This window comes from Spirosoma oryzae (assembly GCF_003002825.1).
Classification (GTDB): domain Bacteria; phylum Bacteroidota; class Bacteroidia; order Cytophagales; family Spirosomataceae; genus Spirosoma; species Spirosoma oryzae.
Genome location: NZ_PVTE01000012.1, coordinates 140,844 through 157,730 on the forward strand (window position 1 = coordinate 140,844; position 16,887 = coordinate 157,730).

13 protein-coding genes are annotated in these 16,887 nt (G+C 55.9%); 8 read left to right on the top strand and 5 right to left on the bottom strand.

Going from position 1 to position 16,887, the window contains the following annotated elements; translation table 11 throughout:
• Positions 1–59 precede the first annotated feature (59 nt).
• The 5 genes from CLV58_RS15385 to CLV58_RS15405 all read left to right on the top strand — a co-directional run bounded on the left by CLV58_RS15385 (position 60) and on the right by CLV58_RS15405 (position 4,152).
• A complete protein-coding gene (locus CLV58_RS15385; RefSeq protein ID WP_170108711.1) occupies positions 60–680 on the top strand; it encodes a Crp/Fnr family transcriptional regulator in 621 nt (206 codons plus the stop codon).
• A gap of 48 nt (positions 681–728) precedes the next feature.
• Positions 729–1,532 (top strand): sulfite exporter TauE/SafE family protein, encoded by an 804-nt coding sequence (locus tag CLV58_RS15390; RefSeq protein WP_106138718.1) that lies wholly within the window; start codon positions 729–731, stop codon positions 1,530–1,532.
• 31 nt (positions 1,533–1,563) lie between these two features.
• Positions 1,564–2,967, top strand: a complete 1,404-nt coding sequence (locus tag CLV58_RS15395) for an MBL fold metallo-hydrolase (protein WP_106138719.1) — start codon at positions 1,564–1,566, stop codon at positions 2,965–2,967.
• 115 nt (positions 2,968–3,082) lie between these two features.
• Entirely contained in the window at positions 3,083–3,658 is a 576-nt protein-coding gene (locus CLV58_RS15400; RefSeq protein WP_106138720.1) for a YeeE/YedE family protein, read from the top strand.
• A 35-nt stretch (positions 3,659–3,693) separates the two neighbouring features.
• On the top strand, positions 3,694–4,152 hold the full coding sequence (locus CLV58_RS15405) for a YeeE/YedE family protein (protein ID WP_106138721.1): 459 nt from the start codon (positions 3,694–3,696) through the stop codon (positions 4,150–4,152).
• 1 nt (position 4,153) lies between these two features.
• On the opposite strand, the gene CLV58_RS15410 is transcribed toward CLV58_RS15405, so the two are convergent.
• Positions 4,154–4,507 carry a hypothetical protein gene (locus tag CLV58_RS15410; RefSeq protein ID WP_106138722.1) on the bottom strand — a complete coding sequence of 118 codons (354 nt, stop codon included), beginning with the start codon at positions 4,505–4,507 and terminating at the stop codon, positions 4,154–4,156.
• Positions 4,508–4,711: 204 nt separating this feature from the next.
• Positions 4,712–5,692, bottom strand: a complete 981-nt coding sequence (locus CLV58_RS15415) for a pyruvate dehydrogenase complex E1 component subunit beta (RefSeq protein WP_106138723.1) — start codon at positions 5,690–5,692, stop codon at positions 4,712–4,714.
• A gap of 536 nt (positions 5,693–6,228) precedes the next feature.
• Between CLV58_RS15415 and CLV58_RS15420 the strand changes: the two genes are divergently transcribed.
• Positions 6,229–9,432 (top strand): SusC/RagA family TonB-linked outer membrane protein, encoded by a 3,204-nt coding sequence (locus tag CLV58_RS15420; protein ID WP_106138724.1) that lies wholly within the window; start codon positions 6,229–6,231, stop codon positions 9,430–9,432.
• Between the two features lie 24 nt (positions 9,433–9,456).
• A complete protein-coding gene (locus CLV58_RS15425) occupies positions 9,457–10,959 on the top strand; it encodes a RagB/SusD family nutrient uptake outer membrane protein (RefSeq protein ID WP_106138725.1) in 1,503 nt (500 codons plus the stop codon).
• Between the two features lie 172 nt (positions 10,960–11,131).
• On the opposite strand, the gene CLV58_RS15430 is transcribed toward CLV58_RS15425, so the two are convergent.
• Genes CLV58_RS15430 through CLV58_RS15440 form a run of 3 tightly spaced genes read right to left on the bottom strand, consistent with a single transcriptional unit; the run spans position 11,132 to position 15,026 of the window.
• Positions 11,132–12,115: a phosphotransferase gene (locus CLV58_RS15430; RefSeq protein ID WP_106138726.1), complete on the bottom strand. Its 984-nt coding sequence runs from the start codon at positions 12,113–12,115 to the stop codon at positions 11,132–11,134.
• Between the two features lie 45 nt (positions 12,116–12,160).
• Positions 12,161–14,410 (bottom strand): type IX secretion system anionic LPS delivery protein PorZ, encoded by a 2,250-nt coding sequence (gene porZ, locus CLV58_RS15435; RefSeq protein ID WP_245882342.1) that lies wholly within the window; start codon positions 14,408–14,410, stop codon positions 12,161–12,163.
• On the bottom strand, positions 14,403–15,026 hold the full coding sequence (locus CLV58_RS15440) for a thymidine kinase (RefSeq protein ID WP_106138728.1): 624 nt from the start codon (positions 15,024–15,026) through the stop codon (positions 14,403–14,405). Before CLV58_RS15440 ends, porZ begins: the two co-directional genes overlap by 8 nt.
• Positions 15,027–15,303: 277 nt before the next feature.
• Between CLV58_RS15440 and CLV58_RS15445 the strand changes: the two genes are divergently transcribed.
• A complete protein-coding gene (locus tag CLV58_RS15445) occupies positions 15,304–16,695 on the top strand; it encodes a hypothetical protein (RefSeq protein ID WP_106138729.1) in 1,392 nt (463 codons plus the stop codon).
• Positions 16,696–16,887 lie beyond the last annotated feature (192 nt).

Genomic DNA, 16,887 nt, shown 5'->3' on the forward strand with positions numbered 1-16,887 from the left:
TCCGGCAACCTGCCGGGGGCCGTTTGCGTTAGGCTACCATGCTACCTTCATCCAACCTATTGCCCGCTTCACTTACAACACTGTTCTCACCGGCACTGCTGTCGGAGATTAAAGCCGTGGCCCGGCCACACCAGTTTCGGCAGGGCGACGTATTGATCGAACCGGGGCAGCCGATGGCGTACATCCCCATTGTTTTGTCGGGCTCTATCAAAATTCTGCGTCCCGACGGCGACAGCGAGGTATTGCTTTATTACTTACGGGCTACCGATGCCTGTGCCTTGTCAGTCAGTAGCTTGTTGACAAACGAGCAACGGTCCATTCGGGCCATCGCCGACGAGCCAACTCAGGTACTGATGATTCCGGCCCGGCAGGCGCAGGAATGGCTGGGCCAATTTGCCGACTGGCGGCAGTTTATCTTTCAGACCTACCAAAAACGATTCGACGACCTGCTCGACACGTTCGATTCAGTCGCCTTTTCACAACTCGACGAGCGGCTGGTTGCTTACCTGAACCGGAAAGCAGCGCTGGTCGGTGGCCGACATCTGTACCTGACACACGACGAAATTGCCCGGGATCTGAACACATCACGCGAAGGCATCTCCCGCTTACTCAAGCAACTGGAACGACGGGGACAGGTTTTACTGGCCCGCAACAAGATCAGCCTGCTGACGCCTGTGTGACAGATAGCACAGAAAGTCGCCTGAAAGCCTGCTAGTTTTGTACCCATTATGACAGGACAGGAACTTGCTGGTTATACCTCGGCTTTGCTGGTCGGCCTGGTGATCGGGCTGGCCGGTGGCGGTGGATCGATTCTGACCGTCCCGATTTTCGTGTACGTGTTTCGGGTACCCGCCGTGCTGGCTACCACATACTCGCTGTTTGTTGTCGGGGCGACATCGTTTATCGGTTCGGCAAACCACATCTGGCACAAGCGAATCAACCTGCCCGTTGCCGTTGCTTTTGCGCTACCCTCGTTCCTCTCTGTATACGTCAGCCGGCGGTTTATCGTCCCGGCCATCCCCGATCCACTGCTTCAGATAGGCTCTGTTTACCTGGCCAAGAGTGATGCTATCCTGTACTTTTTCGTCATTGTGATGGTGTTGGCAGCGCGGGCGATGATTCGTAACGACCGGCCCGACCGGGGGGAAGCGGCCGACGGTCGACCACGCTACGGGGCACTGGCCCGCGACGGATTAGCCGTCGGGATGCTCACCGGAACGATTGGTGCCGGAGGTGGCTTTCTTATTGTGCCCATGCTAATTCTGCTGGCGGGCCTACCCATTCAGCAGGCGGTGGCCACGTCGGTGTTGATTATTGCCATCAATTCATTCGTGGGTTTTCTGGGCGACATCGGGCACACGGCCATGAACTGGAATTTTCTGTTGCCGTTTACCGGTTTATCTATAATCGGCATTTTCATTGGCATGGCGCTCGCCCATTTTGTAGCGCCACAGCGATTGAAGAAAGGACTGGGCTGGTTTATTCTGGCTGTCGCCACCTACATGTTTATTCAGGAAGTCAGTAAGCTGTAACCATACTGTCACAAACTAGCTGTTTCGTATCATGATCGTTGAACAACTTTACACGGGTTGCCTCGCACAAGGTGCCTATTACATCGAGAGCGCTGGTGAAGTCGCTATTATTGATCCGTTGCGTGAGACGACGCCCTACGTTCGCAAAGCCGAAAGCGCCGGGGCAACGATCAAATACATCTTTGAAACCCACTTCCACGCCGACTTCGTATCGGGGCATCTCGATCTGGCCAAACAGACCGGCGCACCGATCGTTTACGGACCGAATGCTAACACAGCCTTCGACGCTTACCACGCTGCTGATGGCGAAACGTTTGCACTTGGTAACGTAACGATCAAGGTACTACACACGCCCGGCCACACACCCGAATCGACAACGTATCTGTTGCTGGACGAAACGGGCCGACCACATGCTATCTTCACCGGCGACACGCTGTTCATCGGCGACGTAGGCCGTCCTGACCTCGCGATCAAGGGTAATCTGACCGAGCACGATCTGGCGGGTATGCTCTACGACAGCCTGCACAGTAAGATCATTCCACTACCCGACGACGTGATCGTGTATCCGGCGCACGGAGCGGGTTCGGCCTGTGGTAAAAACATGAGTCGCGAAACCACCGACCGACTCGGTAATCAGAAGCGATTCAACTACGCCCTCCGCGCTACCTCGAAGGAGTCGTTTATCGAACAGGTTCTCGACGGCCTGACGAAAGCGCCGGCTTATTTCGCACAAAATGCCCGGCTTAACAAGGAAGGGTACGAATCGATCGATCAGGTGATGCAACGGGGGAGTCAGGCGCTGTCGCCCGACGCGTTTGAAGCCGCCGTCAATGAAACAGGTGCCCTGATTCTCGACGTACGTACCGCCACTGAATTTACGCGGGGCTTTATTCCGAACGCGATCAACATCGGGCTTGATGGGCAATTTGCTCCCTGGGTCGGTGCGCTGATTCCGGACCTGACCCAGCCGATTGCGCTATTAACGCCCGCTGGACAGGAAGAAGAGACCGTTCGTCGGCTGGCGCGGGTTGGCTACGATCAGTGCATCGGTTATCTGGCAGGTGGCTTCGACGCCTGGCGGGAAGCCGGTCGGGAAGTCGACGCGATCGAGTCGATCTCGGCCGATGAATTTGCACAACGCCTGACGCAGAACCCAGCGTTGTCGGTGGTCGACGTACGGAAACCAGGTGAATTTGCAGCCGAACACGTAGCCAACGCAGAAAACCGGCCACTGGATACACTCAATGACCACATGGCCGCTTTCAGTCACGATGAGCCAATCTACGTCCACTGCGCGGGTGGTTATCGGTCGATGGTTGCCAACTCCATTTTAAAAGCGCGCAGTTTCGACAACGTCGTCAATGTAGAAGGTGGTATAGGTGCTATCCGCAAGACCAGTGTGCCGGTTGTAGCAGATCAATCGGTTGCCCATTAGTCGTGTGTTCGCCTAGACCTAAAAGGTTTTATAAACCTTTTAGGTCTGGTTCTGTCAATCAGCCACCTACCCCGGATAATACCAATCAAGTCAACGATTAACCAACTATTCGGATATGATTCAAGTTCTGTCACAGCCGTGGCCTTGGTACGTTGCCGGGCCACTCATTGGGCTGACCGTACCGACGCTGTTGCTACTGGGCAACAAAGCCTTTGGTATTTCGTCGTCACTACGGCATATCTGCGCAGCCTGCGTACCAGCCAACATCGACTTCTTCCGATACGACTGGCGGAAAGAAAGCTGGAATCTGTGGTTTGTCGGCGGAATCGCCATAGGCGGCTTAATCGGCAACCAATTACTGACCAATCCGGCGGCTCTGACCATCGCACCAGCGACGCAGGAAGCCTTGCAACAGCTGGGAGTACACGATTTCAGTAGTGGCCTGTTACCGCTCGACCTGTTTGGATGGGCCAGTATGACGGTCGGCAAGGCGCTTGTTTTTCTGGTACTCGGCGGCTTTCTGGTCGGCTTCGGTACGCGCTATGCGGGCGGCTGTACGTCGGGTCATGCAATCATGGGACTGTCGAACCTGCAATGGCCATCGCTGATCGCTACTGTATGCTTTATGATCGGCGGATTTGCCATGACTCACCTGGGGCTCCCCTTCCTGATGCGACTAGCGGGTTTGTAACACAAGGTTATTCACTTATTCACAAACTTATCCACATGGTTAGCGAGCAAACTACCCAAAAACCACCGATACAGCAGCGTTCAAAGCCAAACTGGGTATTTGGTCTGGTCGGCGTCGTGTTCGGTATCGTCTTTGTCAAGGCCGAAATTATCTCCTGGTTTCGCATCCAGGAAATGTTCCGGCTCGACGCGTTCCACATGTATGGCGTTATCGGTTCAGCCGTACTCATCGGCCTACTATCGGTTCAGCTCATTCGCCGATTCAACATTCGTACGCTACAGGGCGACCCGATCAGCATTGCGCCCAAGCAATTTACTCAGGGCCAGATCTGGGGTGGACTTCTGTTCGGTTTTGGCTGGGCGATAACGGGGGCCTGTCCCGGTCCACTCTTCGCGCAGATTGGCGCGGGTTATACCGCCGTTGGCATTACCTTACTGAGCGCCCTGGCCGGCACCTGGGTTTACGGTGCCATTCGTAAACACCTCCCCCACTAAATTACAGCGCCGGATTTTCGTCGATACCCAGTCGGGGTAATACCGGGTTCAGCACGCGCGGCATAATGCGAATGCGAAATACCCGCATTCCTTTCAGGTCGTAGTCGCAGGCGTAAAAACCCCGCTCGCGAATGCCCCGGTACACGGCGGTATAATTCACTTTAATTGGCCAACTATTGATGGCCAGTTCACCCACGACGGCGTCGACCGCTTTGCGCAGGTTCGTAAAAAACGTTACGACCGGCTCGCGCTGCCGAACGGTGTTCAGCGATCCGGTATAGGAAATCGTCACTTCGTATAAAGGACGACCCGCCGAACGTATTCGTGGCCCTTTTTCGGATGATTTTTCCGACATGACTGAATCTGAGAATAAAACTGAAAAATAATGCCGCTATTTTTCAAACCATAAACTAAACCGCAGCGAAGGGCGTTTTACTATCAACTACGCAGGAAACGCCGGACGAACCCTTTCGCCCGGCGCTTTTTTGTGCCCATGAAAAAAGCACCCCGATTGCTCGTGGGTGCTTCTTCGTACCTGCCTGCTTCTGATTAGCAGACCTTATTTTTTGTACAGCACAGCGTCTACAGCTTCCAGCGTACGCTTCACGCTGGGCAGAATAGCCTCGATCAGCGTTGGCGCGTAGGGCAGCGGCAGGTCCATGCTGTTGACCCGAATAACCGGTGCATCCAGGTAGTCGAACGCATTGCGCTGAATGTTGTACGCCAGTTCCGACGAGATAGCCGCCAGTGGCCACGCTTCTTCAACGACAACGCAACGGTTGGTTTTCTTTACCGAGTTGATCACCGTTGGGTAATCGATCGGGCGAACCGAGCGCAGGTCGATTACTTCGGCCGATACGCCATTTTTCGCCAGTTCGTCGGCAGCGGCAAGGGCCACTTTCATAATCTTGCCAAACGACACGATCGTTACGTCGTTACCTTCCCGGACGACGTTAGCCTGTCCGATCGGAATGAGATACTCTTCTTCCGGCACCTGCCCTTTATCGCCGTACATCAGCTCCGACTCCATGAAAATAACGGGATCGTTATCGCGGATACAGCTTTTCAGCAGGCCTTTGGCATCGTACGGGTTCGACGGTACGACGACTTTCAGGCCGGGCGTGTTGGCAAACCAGTTCTCGAAGTTCTGCGAGTGCTGGCTCGACAGCATACCGGCGTTCCCCGTAGGTCCACGGAATACGATCGGACATGTATATTGCCCGCCTGACATCGACATAATTTTAGCCGCTGAGTTGATCACCTGATCGATGGCAACGAGCGAAAAATTGAACGTCATGAACTCGATGATGGGCCGCAGACCGTTGATGGCTGAACCGACCCCGATGCCGGCAAAACCCAGCTCAGCGATGGGCGTATCGATTACCCGTTCTGCACCGAACTCATCGAGCATTCCCTGGCTAACTTTATAGGCACCATTATACTCAGCGACTTCTTCGCCCATCAGGTACACGCTGGCATCCCGGCGCATTTCTTCCGACATAGCCTCGCGCAGGGCTTCACGGAACTGTATTTCTCTCATAATGAGTTTGTTCGTTTCGGTTCAGAACGGAATTAGCCCGCCTTCTGTCTCGCTGGTCGATGCGATATGCAGTTGCCGACAATACCGTGTCAAAAGTAGCAAAAAGGGGGCTACGGGTCAAATTTGACCGTCAGTTAGCCAACAGGCCTGACGAAACGACAAGCCCGCTTCGCTAACACACATTACCGGACTTCACGCTGTCTTCTGGCTATACATTAAAAAGTTTCACCTGTAACAATCTGATTTACAATACACCACGAACATTTATTAAAAATTTTCAAATTATCCGGTTATATCTTTACACTCTATTGACTTTATATGGTTGCGGGCAGCGATTGCCTGTCTCACTCAACGTTAAGATTTTTATTGCCATGACCAATTGACCCTGCCGGCCGCTCTGGCCCATTGCGTAGCGTTGGCCTGACCAGCGCTTTTTGTCCCCTTCGCTTTTCCGGATAGCAACATTTCATCTCCTGGTAGATGCCGGAATCGTATTGCCTTACCGGGCTAGCGTAGAATTACTTATCCTCAATTTTATGAAAAATAACTATTGGAAGCCCGGCTTTCTGTCGGGTACCGTAGGCGTATCGGTAGCCCACATCTGGGCAGCCTGGGCTTTGGCCGGTACGACGCTTGCTGGTCCGGGGGAGCTGCCCGCCGGACTGACCCCTTCCTCAACAACCACGATTAGTGCGCCGACACTACCCACACACAACGGTCCTGCCGAACGTGTAGCTGTTACCGTTACCGGACAGATCACCGACGAAACAGGCTCGGGGCTGCCGGGTGCCAGTGTCGTCATCAAGGGAACCACCAACGGTACGACCACCGATGCCAACGGCTCCTACTCGCTCTCACTACCGACGGGCAATGAAACACTGGTTATCTCGTACATCGGGTACCTGTCGCAGGAGATTCCGGCAAGTGGTCGGTCGCGTATCGATGTCAAACTGGTGTCCGACAGTAAGGCGCTGAATGAAGTCGTCGTCGTCGGGTACGGTACGCAGAAACGGTCTGACCTGACGGGCTCGGTAGGCAGCGTCAAGAGCGCCGAACTCCTCGACCGGCCAGCAATCAACGTCGAGCAGTCGTTGCAGGGGCGCATTGCCGGGGTGAACGTCGCCATCAACTCGGGACGGCCGGGTGGCAATTCCAACATCCGTATTCGGGGCTACAGCTCGATCAATGCGACGAATAATCCGCTGTATGTGGTCGACGGTATTATCTGGGCGGCTGGCATCGATGCCCTGAATCCCGCCGACATCGAAAACATCGACGTCCTGAAAGACGCGTCGGCAACGGCGATCTACGGGACACGCGGGGCCAACGGGGTTATTCTGGTCACGACCAAACGGGGCCGGAAAGGTGGTACGATCAGCTACGACACATACGTGAGTTCGGCTACGCTGGCTCGTAAGCGTGACGTGCTGAACGCCCGTGAGTTCCTGGCGCTGGAAGATCAGGCGTATCAGAACGTCGCCAAATTCGACCCGGCGGGCTGGGCATCCGGCAAATACGCCAGCAAAGACCCACGCATCAAACGCACAGCCCTGATTGGCAAGCTGTTCGACGCAAACCTGAATCCGCTCTACGACGTCGACTGGCAGAACGAGATTACCCGCAATGCCATCAGTCAGAACCACAACCTGAGCTTTACGGGTGGTGGCGACCAAACCACGTTCGGCTTGTTTCTGAACTACAACGACAATCAGGGTATCATCCGCAATACCTACCTGAAACGCTACACGGGCCGACTCGTCATGGACAGTCAGCTGAAGCCGTGGGTGAAAGTTGGGGCAACGCTGAACTACAGCAATTCCGACGAACGCCGGGGTGATGAAGGGGTTGGTGGCAACAACATTCCCCGGATGATGATCGAGATGGTTCCGATCGTACCGATTCGCTATCCGGATGGCAGCTACGGCCGCCGGCAGGATTATCCCGACATGGAAAGTGGCGACAACCCGGTAGCGCTCAGCAACGAAGACAAGCGGATGTACAAGAAGCAGGTCTTCGGGGCCAATGCCTACGCCGACTTCACGCTGATGCCGGGCCTGAATTTTCGCACGACGCTGGGTGCCAACCTGGCCAGTCAGTACAATCCGTTCTCGGAAACCAATCTGGTACAGCTGACACGGCCATTCCGGGGGTATGCCGAAATCTGGAGCTATGATACCAAGTTCTTGCAGTGGCAGAACTACCTGACCTATAACAAGCAGATCAACGCCAACAACTCGCTGAACGTGGTGGCCGGGGTCGAATTGCAGAAGTACAACTATTTGCAATGGTTCTCGGGGGTCGAGAGTCTGCCCGACAACTACTACGAATACTACAATCTGGGCGTGAGTGGCAACCCGCTGCCGCCGTCGTCGTCGTACAACGCCTATCAGATGGCTTCGTATTTTGCACGGGCGAACTACAACTACCGCGACAAAATTCTGCTGACAGCAACGGGACGTTTCGATGGATCGAGCCGGTTCGGGGCAAACAACAAATTCGCGTTCTTCCCTTCGGCGGCCGTCGCCTGGCGTCTGTCGCAGGAGGAATTCCTGAAGGGCAGCACGGTTATTTCGGATCTGAAAGTGCGGGCCAGCTATGGTCTGACGGGTAATTCCGAAATCAACTCGTATCAATCGCAGGCCAACCTATCGACCAACGTATCGGTCATTGGCGGCACGCGGGCACCGGGTACGGTAATCGGTACACTGGCGAACCCCAACCTGCGCTGGGAGAAAACGGCGCAGTATGACCTGGGTGTATCGATGTCGTTGCTGAAAGGCCGGATTGGTATCGATGCTGATGTGTACCTGAAGCAAACCCGCGACCTGCTGTTGTCGGCCCCTGTTCCACTGTCGAGTGGCTACGCCAGCATCTACAAGAACATCGGCAGCATGGAAAACCGGGGGCTGGAACTGTCGCTGAACACGGTCAACATTGACAATCAGACGATAAGCTGGTCGACGAACTTTAATATCTCGTTCCTGCGCAACCGTGTGACGGCCCTGGGCGACGCCAACGACGATATTTTCCCAAACCCGTATTTCCTCAATAACACCAACATTCTGCGGGTAGGTGAGTCAGTCGGTTCGTTCTACGGTCTGGTCCGGACAGGTACCTGGGGATCGGCAGAAGCGGATGAAGCCGCTCGCTACGGCCGCCGGCCAGGTGATCTGAAGTTTCAGGATTTGAACAACGACGGCCAGATCAACGACCAGGACCGGGCGATTACGGGTAAAGGTATCCCGACGGGTTACGGTACGCTCAGCAACACCGTTCGCGTGAAAGGCTTCGACCTGACGCTCGACCTACAGTATTCGTACGGCAACGACATTCTGAACCTGACGCATCACTCGGCGCTCGACCGGACCGGTCAGGCCAACAGCTACGGCGAAGTACTGAACGGCTGGACACCCGAAAATCAGAATACGATGATCGCGCAGGCGCGTCCTTCATATGTGTACTACGATTCGAAGATCGACTCGTATAAGGTAGAAGACGGATCGTTCCTGCGGGGCCGTAACCTGGTGCTGGGCTATACCCTGCCGTCTGAACTGGTGCAGCGGTGGAAGCTAAGCCGGCTCCGGGCCTATGTGTCGGCGCAGAACTTCTTCGTGCTGACCAAATACAGCGGGTACGACCCTGAAGTATCGACCTACGGTGATGCCTTCGCGCAGGGGATTCAATTCTTCGATTACCCCAAATCGCGCGTGTTTACGGCAGGTCTGAACATTTCGCTCTAACCGACAATCTCAACGGATAATCTCATGAACCGATTCTTTAAGCCACTGTACGGCCTGTTGCTGGGTGGCACGTTACTGGGCAGCTACGGCTGTACCAACTACCTCGACGAGGTAAACCGATCGAACTTTTCTCAAAATAGCTATTTCACCTCGGCCAGTCAGGCACAGTCGGCCGTTGATGGGCTATATGCGTCGCTGCGTATGTTCACGGCCGACAATGGCTACGGCGAACGACCCTGGGTTACGCTGGAGCTGATCAACGGGCACGCCACGACGCTGGGGCAAAGCTTTTTCAACAGCCAGTTCATCAACCAGACGGCCGATGCGGCTAACCCACCCTTCCGCACGATCTGGCAGAGCAGCTACAACGCCATCGGCAGTGCGAATCTCGCCATTCAGCGCATTCCGGCCATTTCGATGGACGAAGCGCTGAAGAAAAATCTGCTGGGTCAGGCGTATTTCATGCGGGCGTTTTTTTACTACCACCTGGTCCGGCTGTACGGCGATGTGCCGCTTATTCTCGACCCGATCGACGCGTCGAGTACGCAGTTATACCCGACCCGGTCGCCCCAGGCCGACGTGTACGCATTGATCGTCAATGATCTGAAACAAGCCGAACAGGCGGGTCTTCCGACTACCGATCAGACGGGACGGGTCTCGACCGGCGCGGTTAAATCGCTGCTGTCGAGCGTTTATCTGACGATGGCCGGCTACCCGCTGCAAAAGACGGAGAATTACGCGCTGGCGGCTGCGAAAGCCAAGGAAGTAATCGACCTGAACGTGTATCCGCTCTTTACATCGTATGACTACCTGCACGACAATGCGCACAAGAATCAGGGTGAACTGATCTTGCAGGCCCAGTATTCAAGCGCCATTGCGACCAACTCCATCAGCGCGCAGATCATTCCGTATTTCGCCCGCGTGTCGGTCTATGGCGATGAATATGGCTCCCTGATTCCAACGGAAGGCTTTTACAAGACCTACGAATCGGGCGATCTACGGGCACAGGAACGACAGTTTTACTTCACGTCCTATCCATCAATCACCGACACGACCCGGACGGTTCAGTTTGGCGTACATGCGTTGTATAAGTATTTTCATAAGGAAAGCGCGCTGAACCGGAACGTCAACTCCGACCAGAACTGGACGCTGCTGCGCATGCCGGAAGTAATGCTGATCTACGCAGAGGCCTCGAACGAAGCGAACGGTCCGACGGCAGCAGCGTACGCACAGATCAACGCAATTCGCAGCCGCGCCAAGCTACCAGCACTGACCGGCCTGACGAAAGATCAGTTCCGCGAAGCCATCTGGAAAGAGCGGTACCACGAACTGGCCTACGAAAACAAGGCGTACTTCGATACGCAGCGCACACGCAAGGTCTACGATGTTCGCAACAACCGGATGGTCGATGCGATCGGCTTCACCAACGAAAGCGGCACGACCTTCACCGAGAAGTATCTCCTGTGGGGTCTCCCACAGTACGAGATCAACAACAACCGGGCGCTCACCCAGAATACCGGCTGGTAATAAACAAAATGCATTAGAAACAGAAGGCAGCGTCTCGATGAAACGCTGCCTTTTTTTGTAGCCCAGACGTCCACGTCTGGTAGGCACGAAGTGACCAAAAATTACCGTCTGCAAGAGTTAGCCTTGCGCCCACCAGACGCGGACGTCTGGGCTACACAACGTCTGGGCTACACTACACAAACGCCTTCCGTGCGTCGGTCAATAGCTGTGCTTTCTGATCGAGTGAAAGGGGAAGGGGAAGCGGAGCCAGCCCGATGAGTCGGCGCATGATTTCGACGGCACTAAATTGCTGGCAAAGCTTCTCATCGAACGAGGCTGTTTCGCGGTACACCGTCAACACTCGTTTCCTCGTCGATTCCGGCTGATTGGCTAGTTGCAGATGAGCCACAAACACCCCCAGGTCGTATTCGGGTGGTCCGTAGAAACAGCATTCAGGATCGATGATTTTAGGGCCGGCATCGGTACGCAGCCAGCTACCGGGATAATAATCACCGTGGAGTAGGGTCGGTCCGTCGGCCAGATACACGTCCCCCAGCCGTTGAATAGCAGTCTTCAATGCACTATCCGTTTTGTAGGACATGGCCAGTTCCTGCAAACCCGGCTGTACGGTGTCCAGATCGAACCTATTGTCGATCTGGAAGGGATAAACAAACAGGTGTTCGTGATTCAGTGCCCGCATAGCCTTGTTACGAAGAACAGGCGTGGGCGTAACTACCGCAAAGTGATGATGCAGATTAGCCAGATACTCCGTTAGCACCACCTGCTCGTCATCCCCCAGCAGTTGTCCGGGCTGGTACAGGTTCGTGTAATCCCGCGCTCGTCCCAGATCCTCCAGTACCAGTATATTGTTTTCAGGGTCGAGGCCCAGCAGGTGCGGCATCTGCTCCGCCAGCATCGGCACGTCCTGGACTGCTTCGTAGAAATGCCCTTCGATGATAGCCCGCTCCGCTGGTGCCACTATGGTCGGGTACTTCTCAACGTACCCCCGCGCCTGCTTGACGATCAGCGATCGAATAGGTGTACTGATCCGCAGTATATAATTCATGTTGCCCTCACCGGGCTTTTCCAGCGTCGTGATCGATTCTGATTCATCGATCCAGCCGCGCCGGACGAGATAATCCCGAAGTAGCTGGGGTTCCTGAGCGTTCAGCAGCATACAAAAGGTTGACTATATGGTAACAAATTAGAAGTCAGCACTTAACTACCGCACCACCGCCAGCTTTCCAGCCACACCCTCCGTACCGGTGGCCGTTACAACTACAACTAGGTAAACACCCGTTTGCACGGAGCGGCCCCGGTAGTCGAGCAGATTCCAGGCGGCCGTACCTCCCTGTGAGCGGGTTTCGTAGACGAGCTGTCCGCCCGCATCCAGAATTTTCACCGTTGCGTTGTCTGTGAGCCCTGTTATGCCCACCGAGCCGGTAAAGTCGGGCCGGACGGGATTGGGGAAGATGGTCGGACTACCCAGTGCATCGGCGGGGTCAGTTGCTGTAGTCTGGTACGAAACAAGGCCATTGGTCGTCTGGATAAACAGGCGGCCCGACTGCGGTTCAACGGCTAGCGCCGAAATTGACCGTAGCGGCAGCGGACTGGTATCATCGGTCAAGGTTTCGAGCAGTTGCGATCCGTCGGGCGACACGCGGTACACGCCCGTCCGGGTCGACAGCCATTTCCGGTTTCCCCCATCAACGACGATAGCCGTTATCAGCTCGTTGATCAGTAATCGAATCCGGTTACTATACGGTGGCCGTGCATTGATTGCCCTGACGAACGGATCGCTCAGGTTATCGAAAACGGTGGGTCCCAAATCGGTCCCGACCCAGATCGCGCCCAGTCTGTCTTTCGCCAGTGTCCGAACGCTATTCGTCAATAAGCCCCCACCGTTGATGACGGTCGTCAACGGGCGCAACCGGTTGGTTTGCGGATCGAATACCAGCAAGCCACTACCGACCGATAACCGCATCCAGATGTAGCCGCCGTCGTCGGGCACGAGTTGCTGAATATCCTGCGTCGTTACGGCCGGAAACGACGTGAACGTGCCGTCGGGTCGTCGTACGTGCAGCGTGGCCGTACGCGCCAGCGAACCTCCGGTGGCGATCCATAAATTTCCCAGTGCATCAGCCGCCAGACTGGTGATGTATTCGCCAACGGCGACGGGCAGCGGTATATTGACGAGTGTCGGCTGATCGGCCGTTTGCTGCCAGAGTCCGGTTCCGAAGCCACCCAGGTAGAGCGTTTGCGTAGCCGACAAATAGGCCGCAGCACTAAAGCCCTGCCCTACCCCCTGCGCGCTTAATGACTGCCACTGATTCGCCGACACCTGTAACTGACTTGCCGGCGTCTGACTTGCCGACAGCGCCGTCGCATTCTGCGGCCCGTTAGGCAATGCGACGAGCCGATCGGCATAAGCGTATAACGTGCTGAACGTATCACGGTCGGGTCCGGCCGGCGCAAGCGCGCGCACGGCACCGCCCGACACCAGTAGCAGGCCACTCTGCCCGTCGGCGATCCAAAGGCTGGTTCCGTCCAGGACGACCTCACGTGGGTCAGCAAGCAACGGGCTACTGACGGTGCCGATAGTCGATGCCGTAACGGATTGCCCGGTGACAACGATCGTACCCGCATCGGCGCTGCTGGTACTCGAAAACTGCCGGACCAGCGTCGTTGATGCCGATTGCGTCAGTATCCACCCGCCCCCCGACCGGTCGTAAATACCCTGCCCGTTTACCGTGGTCGATACACGTCCCTGCCGGGTAACGAGTGTATTGGGTGAGCCCGGCGGGTTGCCGATGATGCGCCAGTTGGCGGGGTCAGCCAGGTTGGTACCCGACGCAAGCCGTACCGCCCGGATGGCCTGAGGTACTGTTGCCGTCGCCGATACCGGTGCCGTCAGCGCGTACAGACTATCACCGACGACGGCTGTCTGATAGATGGGTAGCTGAGCCCCGTTACTGCGCCGGCTGAAGTACGTATCCCGGATGTCGTTGGTGGTCAGATTCAGCACGACCAGGCCGAAGTCGGTGCTCAGGTACGCCAGATTATCGACCCGGTTGATGAAGTTTATCCCCCGTGCATCAGGCAGACTGGTTGCCGTAGCAATGGTCGAAATGGTTTGTATGCTACCCGGCTCCCCCGTGGTAGTCAAACTTAGCAGATCGATCGTGCCGGTCCGGTACGCAATCAGGAGCCGCGACTGATCGGGCAGGTACAGCAGACGGCTGACACCCACGTCCGACAGGCCGTCCTGCCGCGTCAGCGTTATGGTCTCACCCGTCGTTTTATCGTAGGCAAACAGCCCGTTAGCCGTAGCGGCATAGACGTACTGCCCCGCCAGCGCGACCGACTGCGCCGACCGGTAGCTGACATGCGAGCGCCAGTTACCAATCTGCGCGTACACGCCCGCCGACAGCAGCAGCCACAGCCAGCCAAGCAGCAACAGTCGCTTACACATGCTCTGGTTCATAGACCCACTCCCGGCGACCAGCATCGGCCCCCAGATTGAAACAACGGCGACACCGGGCTTCGTAACTATCGGTTTCGCCCAGTAATACCCGTTCCTGCGACGGCACCAGCCGGTACGAATGCTGGGCAATGTCGCCACAGACGACGCAGATGGCGTGCACCTTCGTAACGTATTCGGCAATGGCCATCAACTGCGGCATACAGCCGAACGGTTTTCCCGCAAAATCCATGTCCAGCCCGGCCACCACAACCCGCTTACCCTGGTTCGCCAGCGTCTGACACACAGTCGTGATGTCGCTATCGAAAAACTGGGCCTCGTCGATACCCACTACTTCGGCATCGCCCGCCAGGGCAAGAATATCAGTTGCTTTCTGCACTGGCACCGACTCGATGGTTTGCGCCGAATGCGACACGATGTTTTCGTCGTCGTACCGGGTGTCGATAGCCGGTTTGGCGATCCGAACACTCAGTTTGGCAATGCGGGCGCGATTCAGCCGCCGGATCAGTTCCTCGGTTTTTCCCGAAAACATCGACCCACAGATTACTTCGATCCAGCCAGTTCGGAGGTGAGGTGGTTCGCGTCGGCGGGACGGTTCGATAAACATAACGGAGTCGATTACGGATGATTGGTGTCGCGTCCGGCGATCGGCGCAATAGACAAAAATAGGTTTCGAAACCGTATGGCCCGATACAAACTGGCAACTATTGTCAACGCCCGCCCTCCGTTGGCCCAAAACCGCGCTGCGCCCCGGTCTGCTGGGTAGGTTCGGGGGAAAGGCGCTTTTTTTTGAAGCCAACAATTGGCAAGTTTGTTGTTAAATGGGAACCGGTATGGTCTCCATCGACTCACACGCGGCAATTCATCTACAACGGTCTCTACTGATGTCCAATAAGTTCAATGCGAACGCCCTCAATGACTACAGCCGTTCGTATGCCCGGCGCATTGCCGCCGATTTCTACCAACAGCATACAACGATCTCCGGCAGTCAGATTCTGTCCCTGACACCCATCAACCAGATCAACCTGCTCGTCATCGGCACGCTGTCGACCAAGTGGCAGGCCGACGCCGAGAAGTTTCGCAGTCCGTACTTCGATTTCACCCATGCCGACGTAGAGGAAGCGTTACAGCATTTCATGAACGTGGTCTCGCAGCATATCTCGGTTCGGCGCGAACACCTCGAACCGCTACTGTCCGATGCTGTTCGCCGGACCATTATCCTGATTTTCGACCCGCGCGCTTATTTCGATGAGCTACTCCGTAACCAGCCCGAGTTTACGCTGACGGCCGACTCGCTGAGACAGATCAGCCGATTCACGAAGATCAACCAGTTTATCTCGGCCCACCTGACGCAGCGCATGAACGGCAAACCGTTTATCTACGTCAATCAGGCGATTGGGTATCTCGACGAAGCCTTTGCCCAGAAGGCACACGAAATTGAGCATTACGATAAGTTCGTCAGTATTTTCTCCGAGAAAGTACCGATGGATGTTTCGGCCCTGCTCCGCAGTCACGTTCCCGACAGTATTCCGCCGGGACCATCCCGCTCGTTTTTCGACATGGCTACCGAGTCCGCCGTGCCCCCTGCTCCACTCGTTGCGCCGGGCGCCGATGCGTCGGGCGTCGATACGTCGAACACCGAGCCGGCGCAGTCGGCCGTATCACCCGTTCCTACCGAGCCAGCCAATGCACCTGCTCCATCTGAATCCGCTACGGTAATGCCAGAAACGCCGAAAGAGCAACCTCTTTCGGCGGCTGATACTACAGCCGCTACCACGTCGGCCGCTACCACGTCGGCAGATTCGGCGTCGGGCGGGCCTATGTTTCTGGGTGGGGATTCCGGCCCGGAACCGGTAGCGCCCATTAGTCAGCCGTCGCAGCTATCAACAGGGGGCATCAGTCAACCGAGCGTTAGCCAGACCAACGACACGCTCAACGTAGGTGGCACCGATGATGATGAGCTGATCACGCTCAACGACATTCTGCGCGGTAAGACGCCGGCTACGACGGAAAGTGTTGCCGAAACCTTCACGCATGCGCCGATCGAAACCGTTGGCCGTAGCATTTCGCTAAACCAGAAGTTCCGCTTTATCAATCAGCTGTTCAATGGGAACACAGCCGCCTATAACCAGGCTGTTGCCGAACTCGACACACTGAACAACTACGGACAGGCACTGGATCTGATTCAATACCGCTACGCGTCGCAGTATTCCTGGGATATGAATAGCGACGAGGTGAATGAACTGATCGATATTCTAAAGCGCCGGTTCGCCTAGCCGGGTCCGTTTGTCGACACGCCGGGCTGTTCACTTTTTTGCCGAGCAGTCCGGCGTTTTCGTTACTTCTGCCAATAGCACCGGTCCTAGTGCCATTCAGATTCGTGTAGCGCTAACCGCACGGTACACGCGCCATACTCACTCCTGCCCAACGTTCGACTGCTTTTCATTTCAGGCCATTCCGTGCGCCGT

Bases quoted from the DNA above. Each gene is read 5' to 3' on its own strand.
- CLV58_RS15430 (WP_106138726.1), bottom strand. From the start codon at position 12,115: ATGCTGCTGAACGCTCAGGAACCCCAGCTACTTCGGGATTATCTCGTC.
- CLV58_RS15405 (WP_106138721.1), top strand. From the start codon at position 3,694: ATGGTTAGCGAGCAAACTACCCAAAAACCACCGATACAGCAGCGTTCA.
- CLV58_RS15415 (WP_106138723.1), bottom strand. From the start codon at position 5,692: ATGAGAGAAATACAGTTCCGTGAAGCCCTGCGCGAGGCTATGTCGGAA.
- CLV58_RS15395 (WP_106138719.1), top strand. From the start codon at position 1,564: ATGATCGTTGAACAACTTTACACGGGTTGCCTCGCACAAGGTGCCTAT.
- CLV58_RS15390 (WP_106138718.1), top strand. From the start codon at position 729: ATGACAGGACAGGAACTTGCTGGTTATACCTCGGCTTTGCTGGTCGGC.
- CLV58_RS15420 (WP_106138724.1), top strand. From the start codon at position 6,229: ATGAAAAATAACTATTGGAAGCCCGGCTTTCTGTCGGGTACCGTAGGC.
- CLV58_RS15440 (WP_106138728.1), bottom strand. From the start codon at position 15,026: ATGTTTATCGAACCGTCCCGCCGACGCGAACCACCTCACCTCCGAACT.
- CLV58_RS15445 (WP_106138729.1), top strand. From the start codon at position 15,304: ATGTCCAATAAGTTCAATGCGAACGCCCTCAATGACTACAGCCGTTCG.
- CLV58_RS15400 (WP_106138720.1), top strand. From the start codon at position 3,083: ATGATTCAAGTTCTGTCACAGCCGTGGCCTTGGTACGTTGCCGGGCCA.
- porZ (WP_245882342.1), bottom strand. From the start codon at position 14,410: ATGTGTAAGCGACTGTTGCTGCTTGGCTGGCTGTGGCTGCTGCTGTCG.
- CLV58_RS15425 (WP_106138725.1), top strand. From the start codon at position 9,457: ATGAACCGATTCTTTAAGCCACTGTACGGCCTGTTGCTGGGTGGCACG.
- CLV58_RS15410 (WP_106138722.1), bottom strand. From the start codon at position 4,507: ATGTCGGAAAAATCATCCGAAAAAGGGCCACGAATACGTTCGGCGGGT.